Origin of the sequence: Parabacteroides faecalis (genome assembly GCF_022809355.1) — a bacterium.
GTDB classification, from domain to species: Bacteria; Bacteroidota; Bacteroidia; order Bacteroidales; family Tannerellaceae; genus Parabacteroides; species Parabacteroides faecalis.
Genome location: NZ_JAKZMM010000069.1, coordinates 1 through 16197, shown reverse-complemented (window position 1 = coordinate 16197; position 16197 = coordinate 1). Strand labels below are relative to the sequence as shown.

Here is a 16197-nt window from a genome sequence, read left to right as displayed (position 1 = left end):
ATGGTGGCTACATATTGATGTTGTGCTGTTGCTTTTTACTGAAAGCTGCTACTAACGACTCATAAATCTACCCTTAATCGTGTATTGGATGATAGTTGCGGATTTTAGGAAATAAATAAAGGTGCTTCGGGAGGTTATTCCGAGGCACCTTTATGATTAGGCAGAATGGATAAACACTGTTTTTACCAGTGTGACCAGCAGGATAAGACCGATTCCGCTACAGAAAAGGATTAATAAGTTCTTGACTGTTTGTCGCGAGGGTTTTGTTTCCTGATGGGTATAATTGGCATAATATTCTTTGAAGAAACAATAGAGTGCTGGTACAGAAGCACTCGACAGCAAGAAATCTTCCGGAATATTGAAGTAATACGTTTTCGTTAATCCGATAACCGACCAATGTGTCAGGCAGAGAATCAGGAAAAGATTAATCTTTTCAGAGAAGAGCAACATAATGCCCAGCGTGAAAACTACAACCGAACAAGGCATGACTGGTGAGGTTATCATCGGGAACGTGAGTCCGCGTAATAAGGAAATCACGGGATAAACAAAAGGCATGGCCAGTAAAAGATAAGCCAGCTTATCGTATTTGCGTGTACGGTTGAAGCTCGTGTAACCAACCTTCAAATCCCAAATCCAGACAAGCGCCAGCAAAGCCCAGATTAAAGCCATCACTTCATTGTAAGCACGAGTACCGCAGTCGAAGTAATAATAGGCAATGGATAGCCACAGATAAACTCCGGCCAGATAACATTTCATGCTGTTCTTTACCCAAGTCCGTGGGCGGTAAAACAACAAGACGCTTAATAGGATACCTATTCCGACGATGATTAGCTGATATATCCAGCTCCAGCTATTGTAATGTGCAATGGTTTGCCAAAATATTTCCATAGATTATTCCTCCTCTCCTGGTTTACGTCGGGTTAAAGAAAAAGCTCGTTTCGAGAATATGAAGTGCGGCAAAGTTGCCCCGGCAGCCAATAATGAGATGACTGTTGTCGTTACGATCGTATTTGAGAAGAACATACTCATGTATTTCATCTTTTCCTGTGGATCGTCCATTGTCTGCAAGAACATGATCAAAGAGAAGATCATGTTGTATGCAAATTTCCCCGGTACCATAGGTAATAAGGCCGGAATATAAAGTACGGTCATCGGACAGAATACTTTCTTCCCCAACCAAAGACTACCAAACCCGATTGTCAGAGAACCGAATAGGGAAGAAGTGGCAATATCCCAACCTAAATATGTCATCAGGCAGAAACGGCAGGCGTGACCTACGGCTGCTAATAAGGCAATATAGCGGAAAGCCCGCAAAGGAGGATCTGAAATAGCTCCGAATCCCACACCGGCCACAGCGGCAAACAATCCATCCAGTAATATATCTACAAGTATCATATCAAACTGTTTTTAACCAACATCAATGTAAAAGACATGCCGATGGCAATACATATAATTAATAGAAAGGCACTGATCAGACGGGAGCAGCCGATGAGTGTCTCACCTTCTACAATGTCGATGATACCGTTGATCAGCGGTACACCCGGAATCAGGTAGAGAACACTTGTAGCCAAGGCGATCTCGGAAGTCGTATCAAAGATCAAAGAGGTAGAAGCACACAGCGATGCTACAAATGCGCTGACGGCAAAGACCACATAATGATTGATGTGATTGGCTTGCATCCGTTGACGGAGAAACATACCGGTAATCGTAGCCGAAAGAACAATTCCCATCGACAACCAGTCGCCACCGAACAGACGGCAGAAAGAAGCATTGGCAAGTCCTACAAGAATCAGTACAAACATCGGATCCATTTTTGGGGCAGAGACAATCTCGTTGTATTTCTGCCGGACCTCTTCAAGAGAAAGATGTTGGTCGTATGTTTCCCAACTCAAGGCACTCAGTTCGGCATTGTGTTCGAAACTGATTGGGAGAACGGGAATATCAACGACTTCACTGTAGGTTTCCCCTGTTTCGTTGTGGGTTGCCGAAATGACGATAGTCTTTTGTGAAACATTCAGTTTGATGTCGGTATTAAAAGCCTTGCCTATACGTTTGGAACTTCTTTTCACACGCGATGTATGCACACCACTACCCATCATGTGGGCGGCGTACTCGGCGATGAACTTGGCTACCGGCAGCAGCGATTCATTTCTTTCCATAAATAGATTGTATCGATAAAATATATAGTAAATAGATAACCTGCCTGTCGTTTTTCGAGTCTCCTCGAATCCTTTTCTTTGGAAACGGCTGCAAAGGTACAAAAAAGAATGCAACGAAGAGTAGAAACTACCGGTTTTCGATTTGTCAGATGAAAAATAAGACAAACGGATTGGAGCATGTATGATTATTATCCTTATATTTGCGAAGAAATCGGTTCTGCGACGGATCGTCTGTCCGTCCGGATTAAAAGGGAATCAGGTGAGAATCCTGAACAGTCCCGCTGCTGTGAAGCTCCGATAAACATCTTGAAATACCTCGTTGCCACTGGTTTATTAACTGGGAAGGCTTCAAGATGGGAGTCAGTCAGAAGACCTGCCGTTGCTCATGTATGCTGTTTTAACTCGAGGGATTAGTAAAACAGTCGGATATAGTTGATCAGTGCTTTCTGTGAAAGGCAGATTTTCGTCAGGATTGAGGCTGACGAAAAAAGGATTATATCTGTTCCTGTCAGGCAATAGGAAATGGCTGTATATGTGTAGCTTTGCTATTGTCGTCTAATTCCCCTTTAAGATAGAATATTAGTTGTTAGTAATGTTTTTCTTTCAAGCAAACGCCGTGGAGCCTTCGTCGAAGTGATTCGCCGGAGGTTTTTTTCTGCTTTTATTTGAATCATCATGAAGATTTATTTTTCCTCGGGGAAAATATCTTTCATGAATTCGTCTAATAATAAGACATTAACTTTCGGGAAAGGTATGGATTTTAATGTCCTGAAGTGGGAATCTTCACTGACTATATAATCTGCTCCTGCTACAATCGCACAATCTACAAACTTATTGTCATCTTTATCTTGTTCAATCAGTCTAAAATGAAAATAAGGATCATTCTTGGCTATATTAGGTGATCTCATAAGGGTTTGCATGAACAAATAAGCAACTTTGGCAGAGGCTTTTAATGTAAGGATTTCTTCATATTCATTGACAATATCATTGGAGATACACCAAATAAAACGTTCTTGCAGGAAAGCTTCCCACAGACAATGATATCTGTTGTATCTTCCTAACATTTGTAATAGGCAATTCGTGTCAATGACGACTAACCGACGTGAATTATCATTTTTCATAGTTGTAGGGTGTACGAAGATGTTGAGAACGCAAATCGTCTAATTTTTGTTGGTTGAGTGTACCGCTTTGCCAAAGATTATCCAGTTCGTTCTCCAATTTACGAGCGTAATAATCGCGGATAATGCGACTTAGTTCATCGGCTTCTTCTTGTGATTGCATATTGGCAAATGTTTCAAGCAAACAAAGCTGGGCTTGACTTAATGTTTTGCTATTCATGTTATATTCTTTCGTTTGATTATTCTATGGCAAATATAAGTTTTTTCCGACATATTATTTATTTGAGTGTGAAAATATATGGTTTTGGAGAAAGAGGAAACGATAATGCTCATTTGTTTTTCCCTTTTAGGTATCCTAAATCTCAAAATCTTTATGTAGCTTTGTGGCGGAAAGGTGTAACAGCCAGTTGTCTCTGTCTGTTAGTAAAAGGGAATCAGGTGCGAATCCTGAGCTGTACCCGTAGCTGTATGTCCATCAAAGCCTTCGGTTTCTTCATGCCACTGAACGTTGGAGTGTTCGGGAAGGTGTCCGAAAATAGGCGGATAAGTCAGAAAACCTGCCTTGCCCTTAATCAGTAATCAAGCATCTCGGGTAAGATGTTTGGAAAGGAAAATGTATGTCAAATCAGCGTTGGAAAGGAAAGTTGTACCTTTTGGGTGCGAGTTGTTTGTTTTGTAGTTCGTTGTTCGGACAGGTCACAGATACCACTTCTTATCATAAACTGTCGGATGTAGAGGTTATCGGGCATCGAAAACCTTCGGTCTTGAAATCGTCGGCTCCGATTCAGATACTGAATAACCGGAGTTTTGAACAGTTGGGATTACAAGACTTGTCGGATGCCGTGAAACGCTTTTCGGGTGTTTCGGTACAGGATTATGGTGGAATTGGCGGATTAAAGACGGTTTCTGTGCGTAGCCTGGGTGCCAAGCATACGGCAGTCAGTTATGATGGTGTTACTATTACCGACATGCAGAGCGGTCAGGTGGACATTAGCCGCTTTTCGTTGGATGATGTTGAGATGGTTTCTCTTTCGATCGGACAGGCGGATGATATTTTCCAGTCGGCACGTGTACTGGCTTCGGCAGGAACTTTGAGTATTCAGACGCGATCTCCTTATCTGGAAGGGGATAAGTCATTCCGTTTGCAAGGTAAAATAAAGACGGGATCTTTTGGCTTGTTTAATCCGTACATGCGGTATGAACAACGTTTGGGAAAAACGTATGCCTTGTCGATTCAAGGCGACTGGACACGGGCGGATGGCCGGTATCCTTATACGTTTACCAATGGTAATATCGTGACACACGAGAAGCGGAAAAACAGCGATGTGAATAGTTGGCGCACGGAATTAAACTTGTTTGCCGACTGGAAGCGGAACGGTAAACTGCAACTCAAGGGATATTGGTTTGATTCGGAACGAGGCTTGCCGGGCGCCGTGATTCTTTATAACGACTGGCATACCGAACGCCTGTTTAACAAGAACGGTTTCCTGCAGGCGAATTATGAGAATCGTTGGCTACCGAAACTGGATTTCAAGGCATTGGCCAAGTTTGATTATGGATGGACACGCTATCAGGACTTTCACAGCCAATATGTCGGAGGAGTACAGACCGATGTTTATACCCAGCGGGAATATTATGCCTCGGTTGGATGGTTGTATCGTCCGGCAGAAGGATTTTCTATTTCTCTGGCTGAAGATTTCTTCCTGAATACCTTGGATGCCACTACACCGAAATGTCCTTTCCCGACGCGTTATTCATCCTTGACGGCTTTGGCGGCTCAGTATAAGAATGATCGTTTGACAGCAACAGCCAGTTTACTGGGAACTTATATTACCGAGACCTTGGAAATAGGCGAGGCTGCGGCCGATCGTAAGCGTCTTTCGCCGGCAGCCAGTGTGTCCTGGCTGGCTTGGCCAGAACAGCATCTGCGCATCCGTGCTTCGTATAAAGATGGATTTCGGGTACCGACCTTTAATGATTTGTATTATGACCGGATTGGTAACCGGGAACTGGATGCCGAGAAAGCTTCGCAATATAACTTGGGCTTTACCTGGAACAATGCCTTTCCGGCTTTGGCGCTCGATTTCCTGAGTCTGACGGTCGATGGGTATTATAATCATGTGCGGGATAAGATCGTTGCGATTCCAACCATGTTTATCTGGAAGATGATGAACCAGGGTGTGGTGAATATTTTCGGGTTGGACGCGAATCTGGCGGCATCTTTTGCCTTGCCTGCCGACATGGCTTTGCAGTTAAACGCATCTTATACGTGGCAAAATGCTACTGACCGGACCGACAAGACGTCCAAAATCTATGGGGATCAGATTCCTTATACGGCAGAACATGCCGGTTCTGTATCGGCTTCGCTGGAAAATCCATGGGTAAACTTGGGTTGGAGCCTGACAGCCGTGGGTGACCGTTATACTTTACCGCAGAATTTGGAAGACAACCGGATTGATGGATATATAGAACAACAGCTTTCGGCAAACAAGACGTTTCGTATCGGGAAATGTTCTCTTCGTTTGCAGGCAGAGGTGGTGAACTTGGGAAATGTCACGTATGATGTAATCCGATATTACCCGATGCCGGGACGATCATTCCGGGCTACGGTACAGGTAACGTATTAAAGGAATCCGAAAATAACGGCGAAGAAGTCCTTTCTTCGTTACCTTTTAATTTTTTGACATCTGTCGAAAAGCTTTTCGATAGATGTGCTAAAGCTTTTCGACAAATGTGGTAAAGCTTTTTGACGGCTGTTGAACAATTATTTCCCTATGGGAATGAGAGGAGCATGTTATATTAATTAAATGATAAAGTAAAATGAAAAGATCAAATGTGTTAAAAACATGGGCAATGATTGCCGCTTTGGCGCTTCCGATGGTAGCGTGTGATGAGGATGAACCAGGTATCGACGACAAACCAACTGTTGATCCTTCTACGTATGGATTACTGATCCTGAATCGGGGAAATTATAATATGAATAATGCTTCATTGAACCTGTATGATATGGAGTCGGCACAAATGACGGATTTGTATAAGACGGCCAATGGTAAGGCTTTGGGAGAATCGGCTCAGGATATGTTGGTATATGGTTCAAAGATTTATGTGGGCGTGACTTATTCCAATTGCTTATCTGTTTTGGAAAAAGATGGAACTCTTGTAAAACAAATACAACCGACACGAACAAACGATAAAGGAGAACAAGAACCGATGAATCCGCGTTATATGGCTGCAGCCAACGGCAAAGTATTTGCGGCTTATTATTCCGGACATTCGGTGGCTGTGCTGGATACGGCTTCGTTGGAAATAGAAAAAGTTATTCCCGTAGGCCGTTATCCGGAGCAATTGGTGGTGGCAAACAATAAATTGTATGTTGCTAACTCCGGCGGTGGTGATTATCCGAACTACGGAAATACAGTTTCGGTTATTGATCTGAATACGTTGGCTGTAGAAAAAGAGATCGAAGTTGTTCTGAACCCGGTAAATATGGTTGCTGACAGCGAAGGGGATGTTTATCTGGCTTCGATGGGGAATTATAACCAGGCTTCCGAAGGACAAGAGGCCATTAATAATACCTTACAGCGGATTGACGGACAGACTGGTGAAGTAACTGTTATGGGAAATGGAACCAAACTGGCTATCGCAAACGATAAGTTGTATGTTATCTATGCCAACTATTACGATACGAACATCACATATAAGATCTATGATGCGAAGACGGAACAGGTGGTTTCGGAAAACTTCATTACTGATGGAACAAAAATCGCTTCACCTAATTCGATTGATGTAGATCCGTTGACTGATTTGGTATATATTACGAACTCTTCTTACGGTGAGACGGCTTCTATTTATGTCTTCACACCCGACGGAAAACTGAATGGTACACCGATCGACTGCGGTGGATATGACACACAAGAGGTTGGTTTCTTGACGAAATAATGAAGTCTGCATTTTATTATATCATCATATTTTGCCTGCTGGTAGGTTGTACAAATCCCGGCAAGCGAGTTGTATTACCGGATTCCTGGCAACAGGATACTTTGTCATATGCCCAAGGTTTGACCATAGGCTATACTCCGGATTATGTTCAGGTAGATGTCCGTGATCCGTGGGATACGACCCAATTGCTACAACGTTATTTGTTGGTTGACCGGAATCAACCGGTACCGGAAGGTTTGCCGAAAGGGACGGTGGTAAAAGTTCCCGTTCAGCGGGTTGTTGTCTATACATCTGTACATGCTTCTATTCTGGAACAATTGGGCGAAAGTCATCGTATTGTAGGTGTATGTGAACCTCGTTATATGGATTCGCCGGAAGTACGTGCCGGTTTGAACGAAGGAAGAATTGCCGATTTGGGAGAAGCTACTTCACCCAACGTAGAAAAGATGTTGGAGATCGGAACCGACGTGATCATCGCTTCTCCATTTCAGAACAGCAGTTTTGGTCCGGTTGAGAAGTTAGGCATTCCTATTGTACAAGGAGCCGACTATTTGGAGTCTCTTCCGTTGGGACGGACAGAATGGGTGAAATTCTACGGGCTTTTGTTTGGAAAGCAGGCCGTCGCTGATTCTGTATTCAAGGAAACCGAAGAAGCATATCTGGCTTTAAAGCAACTGACTGCCCAGGTAACGACCCGACCAACAGTCTTTTCCGAAAAGCGATACGGTGCTTCCTGGTATATGCCCGGTGGAGAAAGTTACACAGCCAATCTGTTTCGTGATGCCGGTGCCGACTATCTATTTGCCTATTTGCCAGGAACCGATAGCCATCCGCTCAGTTTCGAAACTGTCTTTGAGAAAGCCTATCAAGCCGATATCTGGTTGTTGAAGTATAATCAAAGCAAAGACATGACGTATGCTGATCTGCAGCAGGAATATGCGCCGTATGCTCATTTCGAAGCCTTCCAGAAGAAACGGATTTATGCCTGTAATACCGGACGGATCCGGTATTATGAAGAGTTTCCGTTGCATCCGGATTACCTGTTGCAAGATTTTATCCAGATATTTCATCCGGAATTACTTTCCGGTCGCCCGTTGCGTTATTATCATTTGATGGAAGATAAATGATAAACAAAGAACCCGATTCTCTTGGAGAGAGAACCGGGTTCTTTAGTCTTTGTGTAAATAGTTTAGCATTTATATAGGGAGTGTGTGTATTAAGCTAATTAAGCATAGCCTTTCAGCATTCCATAGAAATACAGGGGCTTCAATACATATACTTTCAACAACCACGCTGTCCATTGCTCTTTCGACATATCTAACATCGAGAATGGGAACGAAATCTGCGGGTTCTTGTCGTAATCAAATTCGCATAATAATACGTGACCATAGTCCGTTACAATCGGGCAAGCCGCATATCCATTATATTTTTCTGTCGGTTCTTTCCCTTCCATCAGCGAGATCAGATTCTTGGCAGCGATCGGAACTTGTACACGAGTTGCAGCCGATGTCTTGCTGGTTGGTGTTCCGGCAACATCACCCAATGAAATGATGTTCGGATATTTCTGATGAACCAACGTTTCTTTATCAACCATTACCCAACCGTCTGCTGCCAGTTTCCCATCCGGAAAACCTAATTCTGCTTCTTTGACAAAATCCGGAGCCGACATCGGTGGAACAAAGTGTAAGAAGTCGTAATCTTCTACAAACGGTGTAACCTTCTTTTCTCCATCGATCGTTTCGATCCTTTCAAAATGAACTTGCTTTGCAGCCGTATCAATTCCCTTGACACGTGTATTGGTTTGGATCGGTATATTTCTTTCTTTATAAATTTCAACCAGACGAGGCGTGAAGAACGGAACATCATAAAGAGCCTTCTCTGCCGTGAAATAATCCAACTGGATATGATCACGCTGGTTGTTTTTACGTGCATGATGTTCTGTCAATAAACAAATCTTCTTCGGAGCACCACCGCACTTATGTTTTGTATAAGTATCCGTGTAAATACCACGTCCACCTTTAGCTGTAAACTCTTGTAAAGCTTTCCATGTTTTCTGGGCACCTTGGAAGTCGTAAATACAATGTGCATTTCCTACACCCAACTGGTCATAACTGAATCCTTCAATCTTATTCCAGTTTAATTGGATTCCTGGAGCTAAAACCAGAAAGTCGTAAGGGATTTTTCCGTTCTGGGCTGTTGTCACTTGGTTCCAAACTGGATCAACGGCAATAACCGAATCTTTTACCCATTTAATCCCACTGGGAATACAGTCTTCTTGTTTCTTCCATACATCGTCTGCCTTATATACGCCGGAAGCAATTAATGTAAATCCGGGTTGATAAAACTGACGATCGCTCGGATCGATCAAAGTAATGTCTGGTTCGTCCAACCAACGTTGTAATCGGGCAGCCATACTAATACCAGCAGCTCCACCGCCTACAATAACTATTTTCCCTTTTGCTTTACTTGAGAAGGCTTTTGCATGTCTCGTATCTATGAATGATAACAGTCCAGCTGCAGCCATTATCTTGAAAAACTTTCTCCGAGAAATTCCTTTTTTCTCGAAAAGTTCGATTTGTTTCCGAATGATTGTTGATTCCTTGTCCATGTTCCTCGCCTATTAGTTTTAAGATTTGCTGCAAAGGAACGGGCTTTTTCTTGCGTGTACAAATAATAGACTACAACAACGATTGCGCAAGGTAAAAAAAGAGGAATGATGTATTCATCATTCCTTTCTCTTCTGTTTTTAGTATGTTGTTTATTAGTTGATTATCTATATATAAAATCTATATTTATATTTTATATGAGAAATATATAGCTTATAGCTTTAGCAAGAAATCAACTAGGTTTGTATCGTTGTTTAATTCTAACCGTTTACGCAGTCTGTAACGTCGGAGCTCTACGGCGCGGACAGAAATATTCAAAAGCGAAGCGATTTCTTTTGTAGATAGGTTCATACGCAGCAGACAACAGATGCGTAAGTCTCCTGGTGTCAAATCCGGGTACTTTTGCTGAAGCCGGTTGATGAAGTTCTGATGGGCACTGTTGAAGTAAGAATCAAACAATAACCAATCTTCCTGGTCATTCAAGGCTTCTTCCATCAATGTCCGAAGTTTGTTATAGAGTTTATTGGGATAACGGTCGCCCAATGTCTCTTTTTGCTGGTTCAATTCATCCAGAAATGCCTGGATAGCTTTGTTCCTTCTGACGAGAGCCGACGTCTGGAGGGTAAGTTCGTTATTCTTGTTTTGCAACTCAGTTTCCAGCATTTGGTTTTTCATCTGTTCAACTCGTTGTTGCTCTAATTCTTCCTCACGGATCTTTTGAGCCTGTTCTTCCCGTTTAAGCCGTCGAAGCTGATAATGAAGAACACTCTGTATAATTATCCAAAGGAGGATGACATAAATGCAATAGGCCCAGATTGTATTATACCAGGCCGGAAGGACTTTTATTTGTAAAGTAATTTCCGGAAATGTACCTTTGGTGACATATTTTCGGATACGCAATGTATAAGTTCCTTCCGGTAGTTGGGAAAAAGATATTTTCCCTTCTTTTTGCCATTCCGACCAATCCGTTGAAATTCCTTCTAGTAAATAAGAGAATTGATGATTCGGTGTAAACACAGTTGTACTTACAAAGAGATTTACTTCTTGGAACCGGTGTGGCAACGTGATCATGCTTGTATCCGGAACGAGATAGTGCATCCCTTGCGAATCGCTGTATCGGATGGAATGAAACGTTGGCATCGTCAGTTGCATATTTTGCGTCATGATTTGTCGTATATCAACAAGTAAAGCTCCTTGCATGGCCGAGACAACATACATCGAATCATTTAGTAAGAAAAAGTGCGGACTGCGTGTAGTCAGATTCATCTGATAGTTATCAAAAAGGATACGGCACTTCTGGGTTGTCGTATTGAATTCATTTTGAAACAAAGCCGCTTCATTACCTTTGACAAGCCAGTACATATTTTCTGGAACCGGATATATGTATTTAGCTTTATTGAAATAACCGATGGATGCAGGCTCATAAAATAGATTTTCGGCGGGTTGCGTAATGATATCCGGTTGTTTCCTGAGATATTTTTCAGCTTCTTCTTGTGGTATGGAAGTAAAGGAATATTGAGTTCCTAACTCTTTACGGAAATAACCCAGATTGGTTTTTATGTACAAATAATCCTCGTCACTTCCTACTTGTTCCAATTTGCCGATTTGACTTCTTTTCCCTAACCGGCTGACCGGAGGATTGATATTAACTTGCGCGATACCATTATCAAGAGCTAACCAGATTTGGTCTACATCCTGGACACAAATGTCGTGAATTATATTATCTTGCAGTGAATTGTTCATGCTCAAATGGTGGAGGAGATTGCCGATTGAATCCGTAATGAACAAGCCTTCATCGGTTGTGACAAATTTATATACACTGGTTCCGGCATAAAGCTGAGGTTTGGCTTTTTCTATTTCTTCCGGAATAGAAAAAGGAGCTAGCATTCTGAAGTCGCGGAAGATTGAATCAGGAAGAGTTTCGGAAACAGGTGTATATTTCATAATCATTTCCTTGTTATAACGCCAGAAGCCGTTTGTCCGTTCTCCCCGACTGAAAAGAGTATCGTTTCTCATACCGATTTGAAACAGACTTTCTTGATCGTCTGTCTGATATAGATGCCAAGTGTTTCCGTCAAATTCTAATAATCCGGAGTTATTCGCTACGTATAAAGCTCCATGCTCAGATACATAGACATCCCAGTTCTGACAACTGGCATGATAGTCATTAATGGTATAATTTTGGACCAATACATACGGATTTTTGAAGGTCTTTTTGGCCCACAACTGAGAAATAGAACTTCCGGCAAGCCAGAAGATGAATAAAATCAGATATATATGGTGTTGCTTCATACGGCAAATATATAAAATAAAAGCGGCAGGTTCAAATGAAACCTGCCGCTAGTTTATCAGATTTTAATAATGTTGGATACATTATTATTTATATTCTTGCCAGCTCTTGATCTGAATGTCTTCTTCTTTCATTTCGCAGAAGGCATTGATAAAGGCACTTGCCAAGCGAGCATTGGTAATCAACGGAATGTTATGGTCGATAGCAGCACGACGGATCTTGTATCCATTGGTTAATTCACGTTTGCTATGATCTTTCGGAATGTTAACAACCAATTCAAAGATGTGTTTAGAGAACATATCCATGATGTTTAATTCACCATGTTCGTCTGGCCAGCAAACGGCTGTAGCCTTGACTCCATTGTCATTTAAGAATTTGGCTGTTCCGGCAGTTGCATAGATATTATAACCTTTACTATCCAATGTACGGCAAGGTTCTAATAAATCAACTTTACTCTTGGCTGCACCTGAAGAAACTAAGACGTTCTTCTTCGGAATACGATTTCCTACAGCGATCATGGCTGAAAGCAATGCTTCGTTGAAATCATCTCCTATACAACCAACTTCACCTGTTGAACTCATGTCTACGCCTAAAACAGGGTCTGCATTGTGCAAACGGGCAAAAGAGAATTGAGAGGCTTTTACGCCAATCCAGTCAATATCAAATGCACTCTTATCCGGCTTCGTATATTCAGCATCCAACATGATGCGGGCTGCAGTCTCGATGAAGTTGCGTTTCAATACCTTGGAAACAAACGGGAAGCTGCGTGAAGCACGCAAGTTACATTCGATTACCTTTACATAATTGTTCTTAGCCAGGAACTGAATGTTGAACGGACCGCTGATGTTCAATTCTTTTGCAATAGTCTTTGCTACTTTCTTGATACGACGGGCTGTTTCGAAGTAAATCTTCTGAGCCGGGAATACTAACGTAGCATCGCCTGAATGGACACCGGCAAACTCGATGTGTTCAGAGATAGCGTATTCAACAACTTCGCCATTCTTTGCCACAGCATCGAATTCAATTTCTTTGGCTCCCTGCAGGAACTCAGATACAACAACCGGATATTCTTTAGATACTTTAGCAGCCAATCCTAAGAATTCGATCATCTGTTCTTTGGTGTGACAAACATTCATCGCTGCACCTGATAATACATAAGAAGGACGGATCAGGATCGGGAATCCGACTTTCGCAATGAATTCATCGATTTCTTCCATACTTGTCAACTCAGCCCAACGAGGTTGGTCGATACCTAGAGAGTCAAGCATTGCAGAGAACTTATGACGATTTTCTGCACGGTCGATTGATAACGGAGAAGTTCCTAAGATAGGTACATGCTGGCGGTGTAATTTCATAGCCAGGTTGTTTGGAATCTGTCCACCAACCGAAACAACTACACCTTTAGGCATTTCCAAATCGATGATATCTAATACACGTTCGTAAGAAAGTTCATCGAAGTACAGGCGATCACACATATCATAATCCGTAGAAACAGTTTCCGGATTGTAGTTGATCATAATGGCTTTGTAACCCAACTTACGAGCTGTCAGTGCCGTATTAACTGAACACCAGTCGAATTCAACGGAAGAACCGATTCGATAAGCTCCTGAACCCAAAATAACAACATTCTTTTCAGTCGGATAATAAGGAATATCGTGTGCTGTTCCGTCGTATGTCAGATACAAATAGTTTGTCAGTTCCGGATTTTCGGATGCTACTGTATTGATACGTTTTACGGTAGGCAGGATACCTAATTTCTTACGTAAGTTACGAACGCGGATATTTTCCTTTTCCATGTTTCCTGCCGGATTTTCTACATAACGGGCAATCTGGAAGTCAGAGAATCCTAAACGTTTAGCTTCTTTCAAGACATCAGCTGGCAGATCTTCAATCTTGTTATACAGCTTCAGTACCTGTGTATAATCTACGATGTTCTTCAGTTTGTTCAAGAACCAAGGATTGATCTTTGTCAGTTCATAGATCCGGTCAACTGTATAACCTTGTTCCAAAGCCTGAGCAACGGCGAAGATACGCAAGTCTGTCGGATTCGCTAATTCATCATCCAGATTCTCAAATTCAAGTCCGTTATTTCCTACGAAACCGTGCATACCTTGTCCGATCATACGCAGACCTTTCTGCATGATTTCTTCGAAGCTCTTACCGATTGACATGATTTCACCTACTGATTTCATGCTTGAACCGATCTGACGGCTTACACCAACGAACTTCGTTAAGTCCCAACGCGGGATCTTTACAATCATATAATCTACTTCCGGAGCTTTGTAGGCTGAGTTAGGAGTTCCCATTTCTCCGATTTCATCCAAACCGTAACCCAAAGCCAGTTTGGCAGCTACGAATGCCAAAGGATAACCTGATGCTTTTGATGCCAAAGCAGAAGAACGGCTCAAGCGGGCATTTACTTCGATAACACGGTAGTCGTGTGTATCTGAATTGAAGGCATATTGAATGTTACATTCACCTACGATACCCAAGTGACGGATAGTTTGTGTTGACAAATCCTGCAACCATTTCAATTCTTCGTCAGTTAAAGAACAAGTAGGAGCTACTACAATACTTTCACCTGTATGAACACCCAGCGGGTCAACATTCTCCATGCTAACTACCGTGAAGCAATGATCGTTCTTATCCCGGATTACTTCGAACTCGATTTCTTTCCAACCTTTCAGTGATTCTTCTACCAGGATCTGCGGAGAATAAGCGAATGCGCTTTCAGCCAATTCGCGAAGTTCTGCTTCATTCTGGCAAATACCACTACCCATTCCTCCTAAAGCGTAGGCCGAACGGATCATGATCGGATAACCAATCTTATTAGCTGCCTGGATGGCGTCGTCCATATTTTCGACAGCTTGGCTGACCGGTGTTTTGATGTCAATTTCTGTCAGTTTCTTTACAAACAGGTCACGGTCTTCCGTGTACATGATTGCTTCTACCGAAGTACCTAATACTTTTACGCCATATTTGGCTAATGTTCCGTTAGTGTACAGCTCTGTACCGCAATTCAAGGCTGTTTGTCCGCCAAAGGCAAGCAAAATACCGTCCGGTTGTTCTTTTTTGATCACTTCTTCTACGAAATAAGGAGTGATAGGCAAGAAATAAACTTTATCTGCTACTCCTTCAGACGTTTGAATGGTTGCGATATTCGGATTCAGCAATACGGTACTGATACCTTCTTCCCTCAGTGCCTTCAGTGCTTGTGAACCAGAATAGTCAAACTCGCCTGCCTGTCCGATTTTCAGAGCACCGGAACCCAGGACAATCACTTTTTTGACGTTGCTTTTTGACATAATGACTTTGTATTTTTTATTGTATGTTGTTTAATTGGATTCGCAAATTAATTATTTGAGGTGAATAGACAAAAAAAATGCGTTGACAATAATAACCTGTCACCGCATTTTCTTTATTTTAAAATGAAAATTAACGAGCCATTCCGACCAAAAGCCGGAAATTGTGTGTAAATTCCACTTGTTATCATTCATTCTCATCCGATTGTTTTATTATCCCTTAAAATGTTGCAAAGATAGTAATACTTTCCGGATTAATACAAATCAAGGTCTTATTTTTCTTCTTCAAATGCTTCTTTTGCTTTTTGGGCAGCTTCTTTCAGGCTTTTCCCGAAGTCTTTTATGCCTGCTTTTGCCTTTAATGCGGCATAAGTCGTTTGACATTTGGCTATCTCTATTTTTTCTTCGGCAGTCAGTTCTTCTGCATATTTCTTGTAAATGCTGCCGGTGTATTCTTCAAACTTCTTATCTGCCTTTTTCCAGTCCTTTTCAGAATATTTGTCGGCATTGTCTTCTACTTCCTGAATAAATTGACTGAAGTCTTGCATGTAAGATTCTTTGTTGTCACAAGAAATGAATATAAAAAGTGCGAATAGGCTTATAAATATCTTTTTCATAATGAAGTCGATTGTTAAATTAGTCCTGTTGTTTTATTTTCTGCCGAAGCAAATATAACCTAAAATCCGCAACTATCATCCAATACACGATTAAGGGTAGATTTATGAGTCGTTAGTAGCAGCTTTCAGTAAAAAGCAACAGCACAACATCAATATGTAGCCACCA

Annotated in this window: 12 protein-coding genes and 2 riboswitches; of the genes, 3 read left to right on the top strand and 9 right to left on the bottom strand. The window is 41.9% G+C overall.

Annotation, left to right across the window (positions count from 1 at the left end):
- Positions 1 to 156: 156 nt before the first annotated feature.
- The 5 genes from MUN53_RS17090 to MUN53_RS17070 form a co-directional block, all read right to left on the bottom strand.
- Positions 157 to 888 carry a DUF6064 family protein gene (locus MUN53_RS17090; RefSeq protein ID WP_022456903.1) on the bottom strand — a complete coding sequence of 244 codons (732 nt, stop codon included), beginning with the start codon at positions 886 to 888 and terminating at the stop codon, positions 157 to 159.
- Positions 889 to 891: 3 nt separating this feature from the next.
- Positions 892 to 1395, bottom strand: a complete 504-nt coding sequence (locus MUN53_RS17085; RefSeq protein WP_022456902.1) for a threonine/serine exporter family protein — start codon at positions 1393 to 1395, stop codon at positions 892 to 894.
- Complete coding sequence (locus MUN53_RS17080) at positions 1392 to 2159, bottom strand: threonine/serine exporter family protein (RefSeq protein WP_243326604.1); 768 nt, start codon at positions 2157 to 2159, stop codon at positions 1392 to 1394. The genes MUN53_RS17085 and MUN53_RS17080 overlap by 4 nt, the downstream gene beginning before the upstream one ends.
- A 195-nt stretch (positions 2160 to 2354) precedes the next feature.
- Positions 2355 to 2554, top strand: a riboswitch (cobalamin riboswitch).
- Between the two features lie 288 nt (positions 2555 to 2842).
- On the bottom strand, positions 2843 to 3280 hold the full coding sequence (locus MUN53_RS17075) for a putative toxin-antitoxin system toxin component, PIN family (RefSeq protein WP_243326603.1): 438 nt from the start codon (positions 3278 to 3280) through the stop codon (positions 2843 to 2845).
- Positions 3270 to 3440 carry a dephospho-CoA kinase gene (locus MUN53_RS17070; protein ID WP_243326602.1) on the bottom strand — a complete coding sequence of 57 codons (171 nt, stop codon included), beginning with the start codon at positions 3438 to 3440 and terminating at the stop codon, positions 3270 to 3272. Before MUN53_RS17070 ends, MUN53_RS17075 begins: the two co-directional genes overlap by 11 nt.
- 212 nt (positions 3441 to 3652) lie before the next feature.
- Positions 3653 to 3856: riboswitch (cobalamin riboswitch) on the top strand.
- Between the two features lie 38 nt (positions 3857 to 3894).
- On the opposite strand from MUN53_RS17070, the gene MUN53_RS17065 reads away from it, so the two are divergent.
- From MUN53_RS17065 to MUN53_RS17055, 3 genes are all read left to right on the top strand, one after another.
- Positions 3895 to 5904, top strand: a complete 2010-nt coding sequence (locus tag MUN53_RS17065) for a TonB-dependent receptor plug domain-containing protein (protein WP_243326601.1) — start codon at positions 3895 to 3897, stop codon at positions 5902 to 5904.
- 193 nt (positions 5905 to 6097) lie between these two features.
- Positions 6098 to 7216: a YncE family protein gene (locus tag MUN53_RS17060; RefSeq protein ID WP_243326600.1), complete on the top strand. Its 1119-nt coding sequence runs from the start codon at positions 6098 to 6100 to the stop codon at positions 7214 to 7216.
- Positions 7216 to 8343, top strand: a complete 1128-nt coding sequence (locus tag MUN53_RS17055; protein ID WP_243326599.1) for an ABC transporter substrate-binding protein — start codon at positions 7216 to 7218, stop codon at positions 8341 to 8343. Before MUN53_RS17060 ends, MUN53_RS17055 begins: the two co-directional genes overlap by 1 nt.
- 98 nt (positions 8344 to 8441) lie before the next feature.
- On the opposite strand, the gene MUN53_RS17050 is transcribed toward MUN53_RS17055, so the two are convergent.
- From MUN53_RS17050 to MUN53_RS17035, 4 genes are all read right to left on the bottom strand, one after another.
- Positions 8442 to 9824 (bottom strand): NAD(P)/FAD-dependent oxidoreductase, encoded by a 1383-nt coding sequence (locus MUN53_RS17050; protein ID WP_022456895.1) that lies wholly within the window; start codon positions 9822 to 9824, stop codon positions 8442 to 8444.
- 211 nt (positions 9825 to 10035) lie between these two features.
- Complete coding sequence (locus MUN53_RS17045) at positions 10036 to 12114, bottom strand: triple tyrosine motif-containing protein (RefSeq protein ID WP_243326598.1); 2079 nt, start codon at positions 12112 to 12114, stop codon at positions 10036 to 10038.
- Between the two features lie 84 nt (positions 12115 to 12198).
- Entirely contained in the window at positions 12199 to 15417 is a 3219-nt protein-coding gene (carB, locus tag MUN53_RS17040; protein WP_243326597.1) for a carbamoyl-phosphate synthase (glutamine-hydrolyzing) large subunit, read from the bottom strand.
- A 269-nt stretch (positions 15418 to 15686) separates the two neighbouring features.
- The gene (locus MUN53_RS17035) at positions 15687 to 16031 is read right to left on the bottom strand and encodes a DUF6565 domain-containing protein (RefSeq protein WP_243326596.1); all 345 of its coding nucleotides are present in this window, start codon (positions 16029 to 16031) and stop codon (positions 15687 to 15689) included.
- Positions 16032 to 16197: the final 166 nt, after the last annotated feature.

Excerpts from the sequence above, each read along its gene's own strand:
- MUN53_RS17090 (WP_022456903.1), bottom strand. The coding sequence starts at position 888 with ATGGAAATATTTTGGCAAACCATTGCACATTACAATAGCTGGAGCTGG.
- MUN53_RS17085 (WP_022456902.1), bottom strand. The coding sequence starts at position 1,395 with ATGATACTTGTAGATATATTACTGGATGGATTGTTTGCCGCTGTGGCC.
- MUN53_RS17080 (WP_243326604.1), bottom strand. The coding sequence starts at position 2,159 with ATGGAAAGAAATGAATCGCTGCTGCCGGTAGCCAAGTTCATCGCCGAG.
- MUN53_RS17075 (WP_243326603.1), bottom strand. The coding sequence starts at position 3,280 with ATGAAAAATGATAATTCACGTCGGTTAGTCGTCATTGACACGAATTGC.
- MUN53_RS17070 (WP_243326602.1), bottom strand. The coding sequence starts at position 3,440 with ATGCAATCACAAGAAGAAGCCGATGAACTAAGTCGCATTATCCGCGAT.
- MUN53_RS17065 (WP_243326601.1), top strand. The coding sequence starts at position 3,895 with ATGTCAAATCAGCGTTGGAAAGGAAAGTTGTACCTTTTGGGTGCGAGT.
- MUN53_RS17060 (WP_243326600.1), top strand. The coding sequence starts at position 6,098 with ATGAAAAGATCAAATGTGTTAAAAACATGGGCAATGATTGCCGCTTTG.
- MUN53_RS17055 (WP_243326599.1), top strand. The coding sequence starts at position 7,216 with ATGAAGTCTGCATTTTATTATATCATCATATTTTGCCTGCTGGTAGGT.
- MUN53_RS17050 (WP_022456895.1), bottom strand. The coding sequence starts at position 9,824 with ATGGACAAGGAATCAACAATCATTCGGAAACAAATCGAACTTTTCGAG.
- MUN53_RS17045 (WP_243326598.1), bottom strand. The coding sequence starts at position 12,114 with ATGAAGCAACACCATATATATCTGATTTTATTCATCTTCTGGCTTGCC.
- carB (WP_243326597.1), bottom strand. The coding sequence starts at position 15,417 with ATGTCAAAAAGCAACGTCAAAAAAGTGATTGTCCTGGGTTCCGGTGCT.
- MUN53_RS17035 (WP_243326596.1), bottom strand. The coding sequence starts at position 16,031 with ATGAAAAAGATATTTATAAGCCTATTCGCACTTTTTATATTCATTTCT.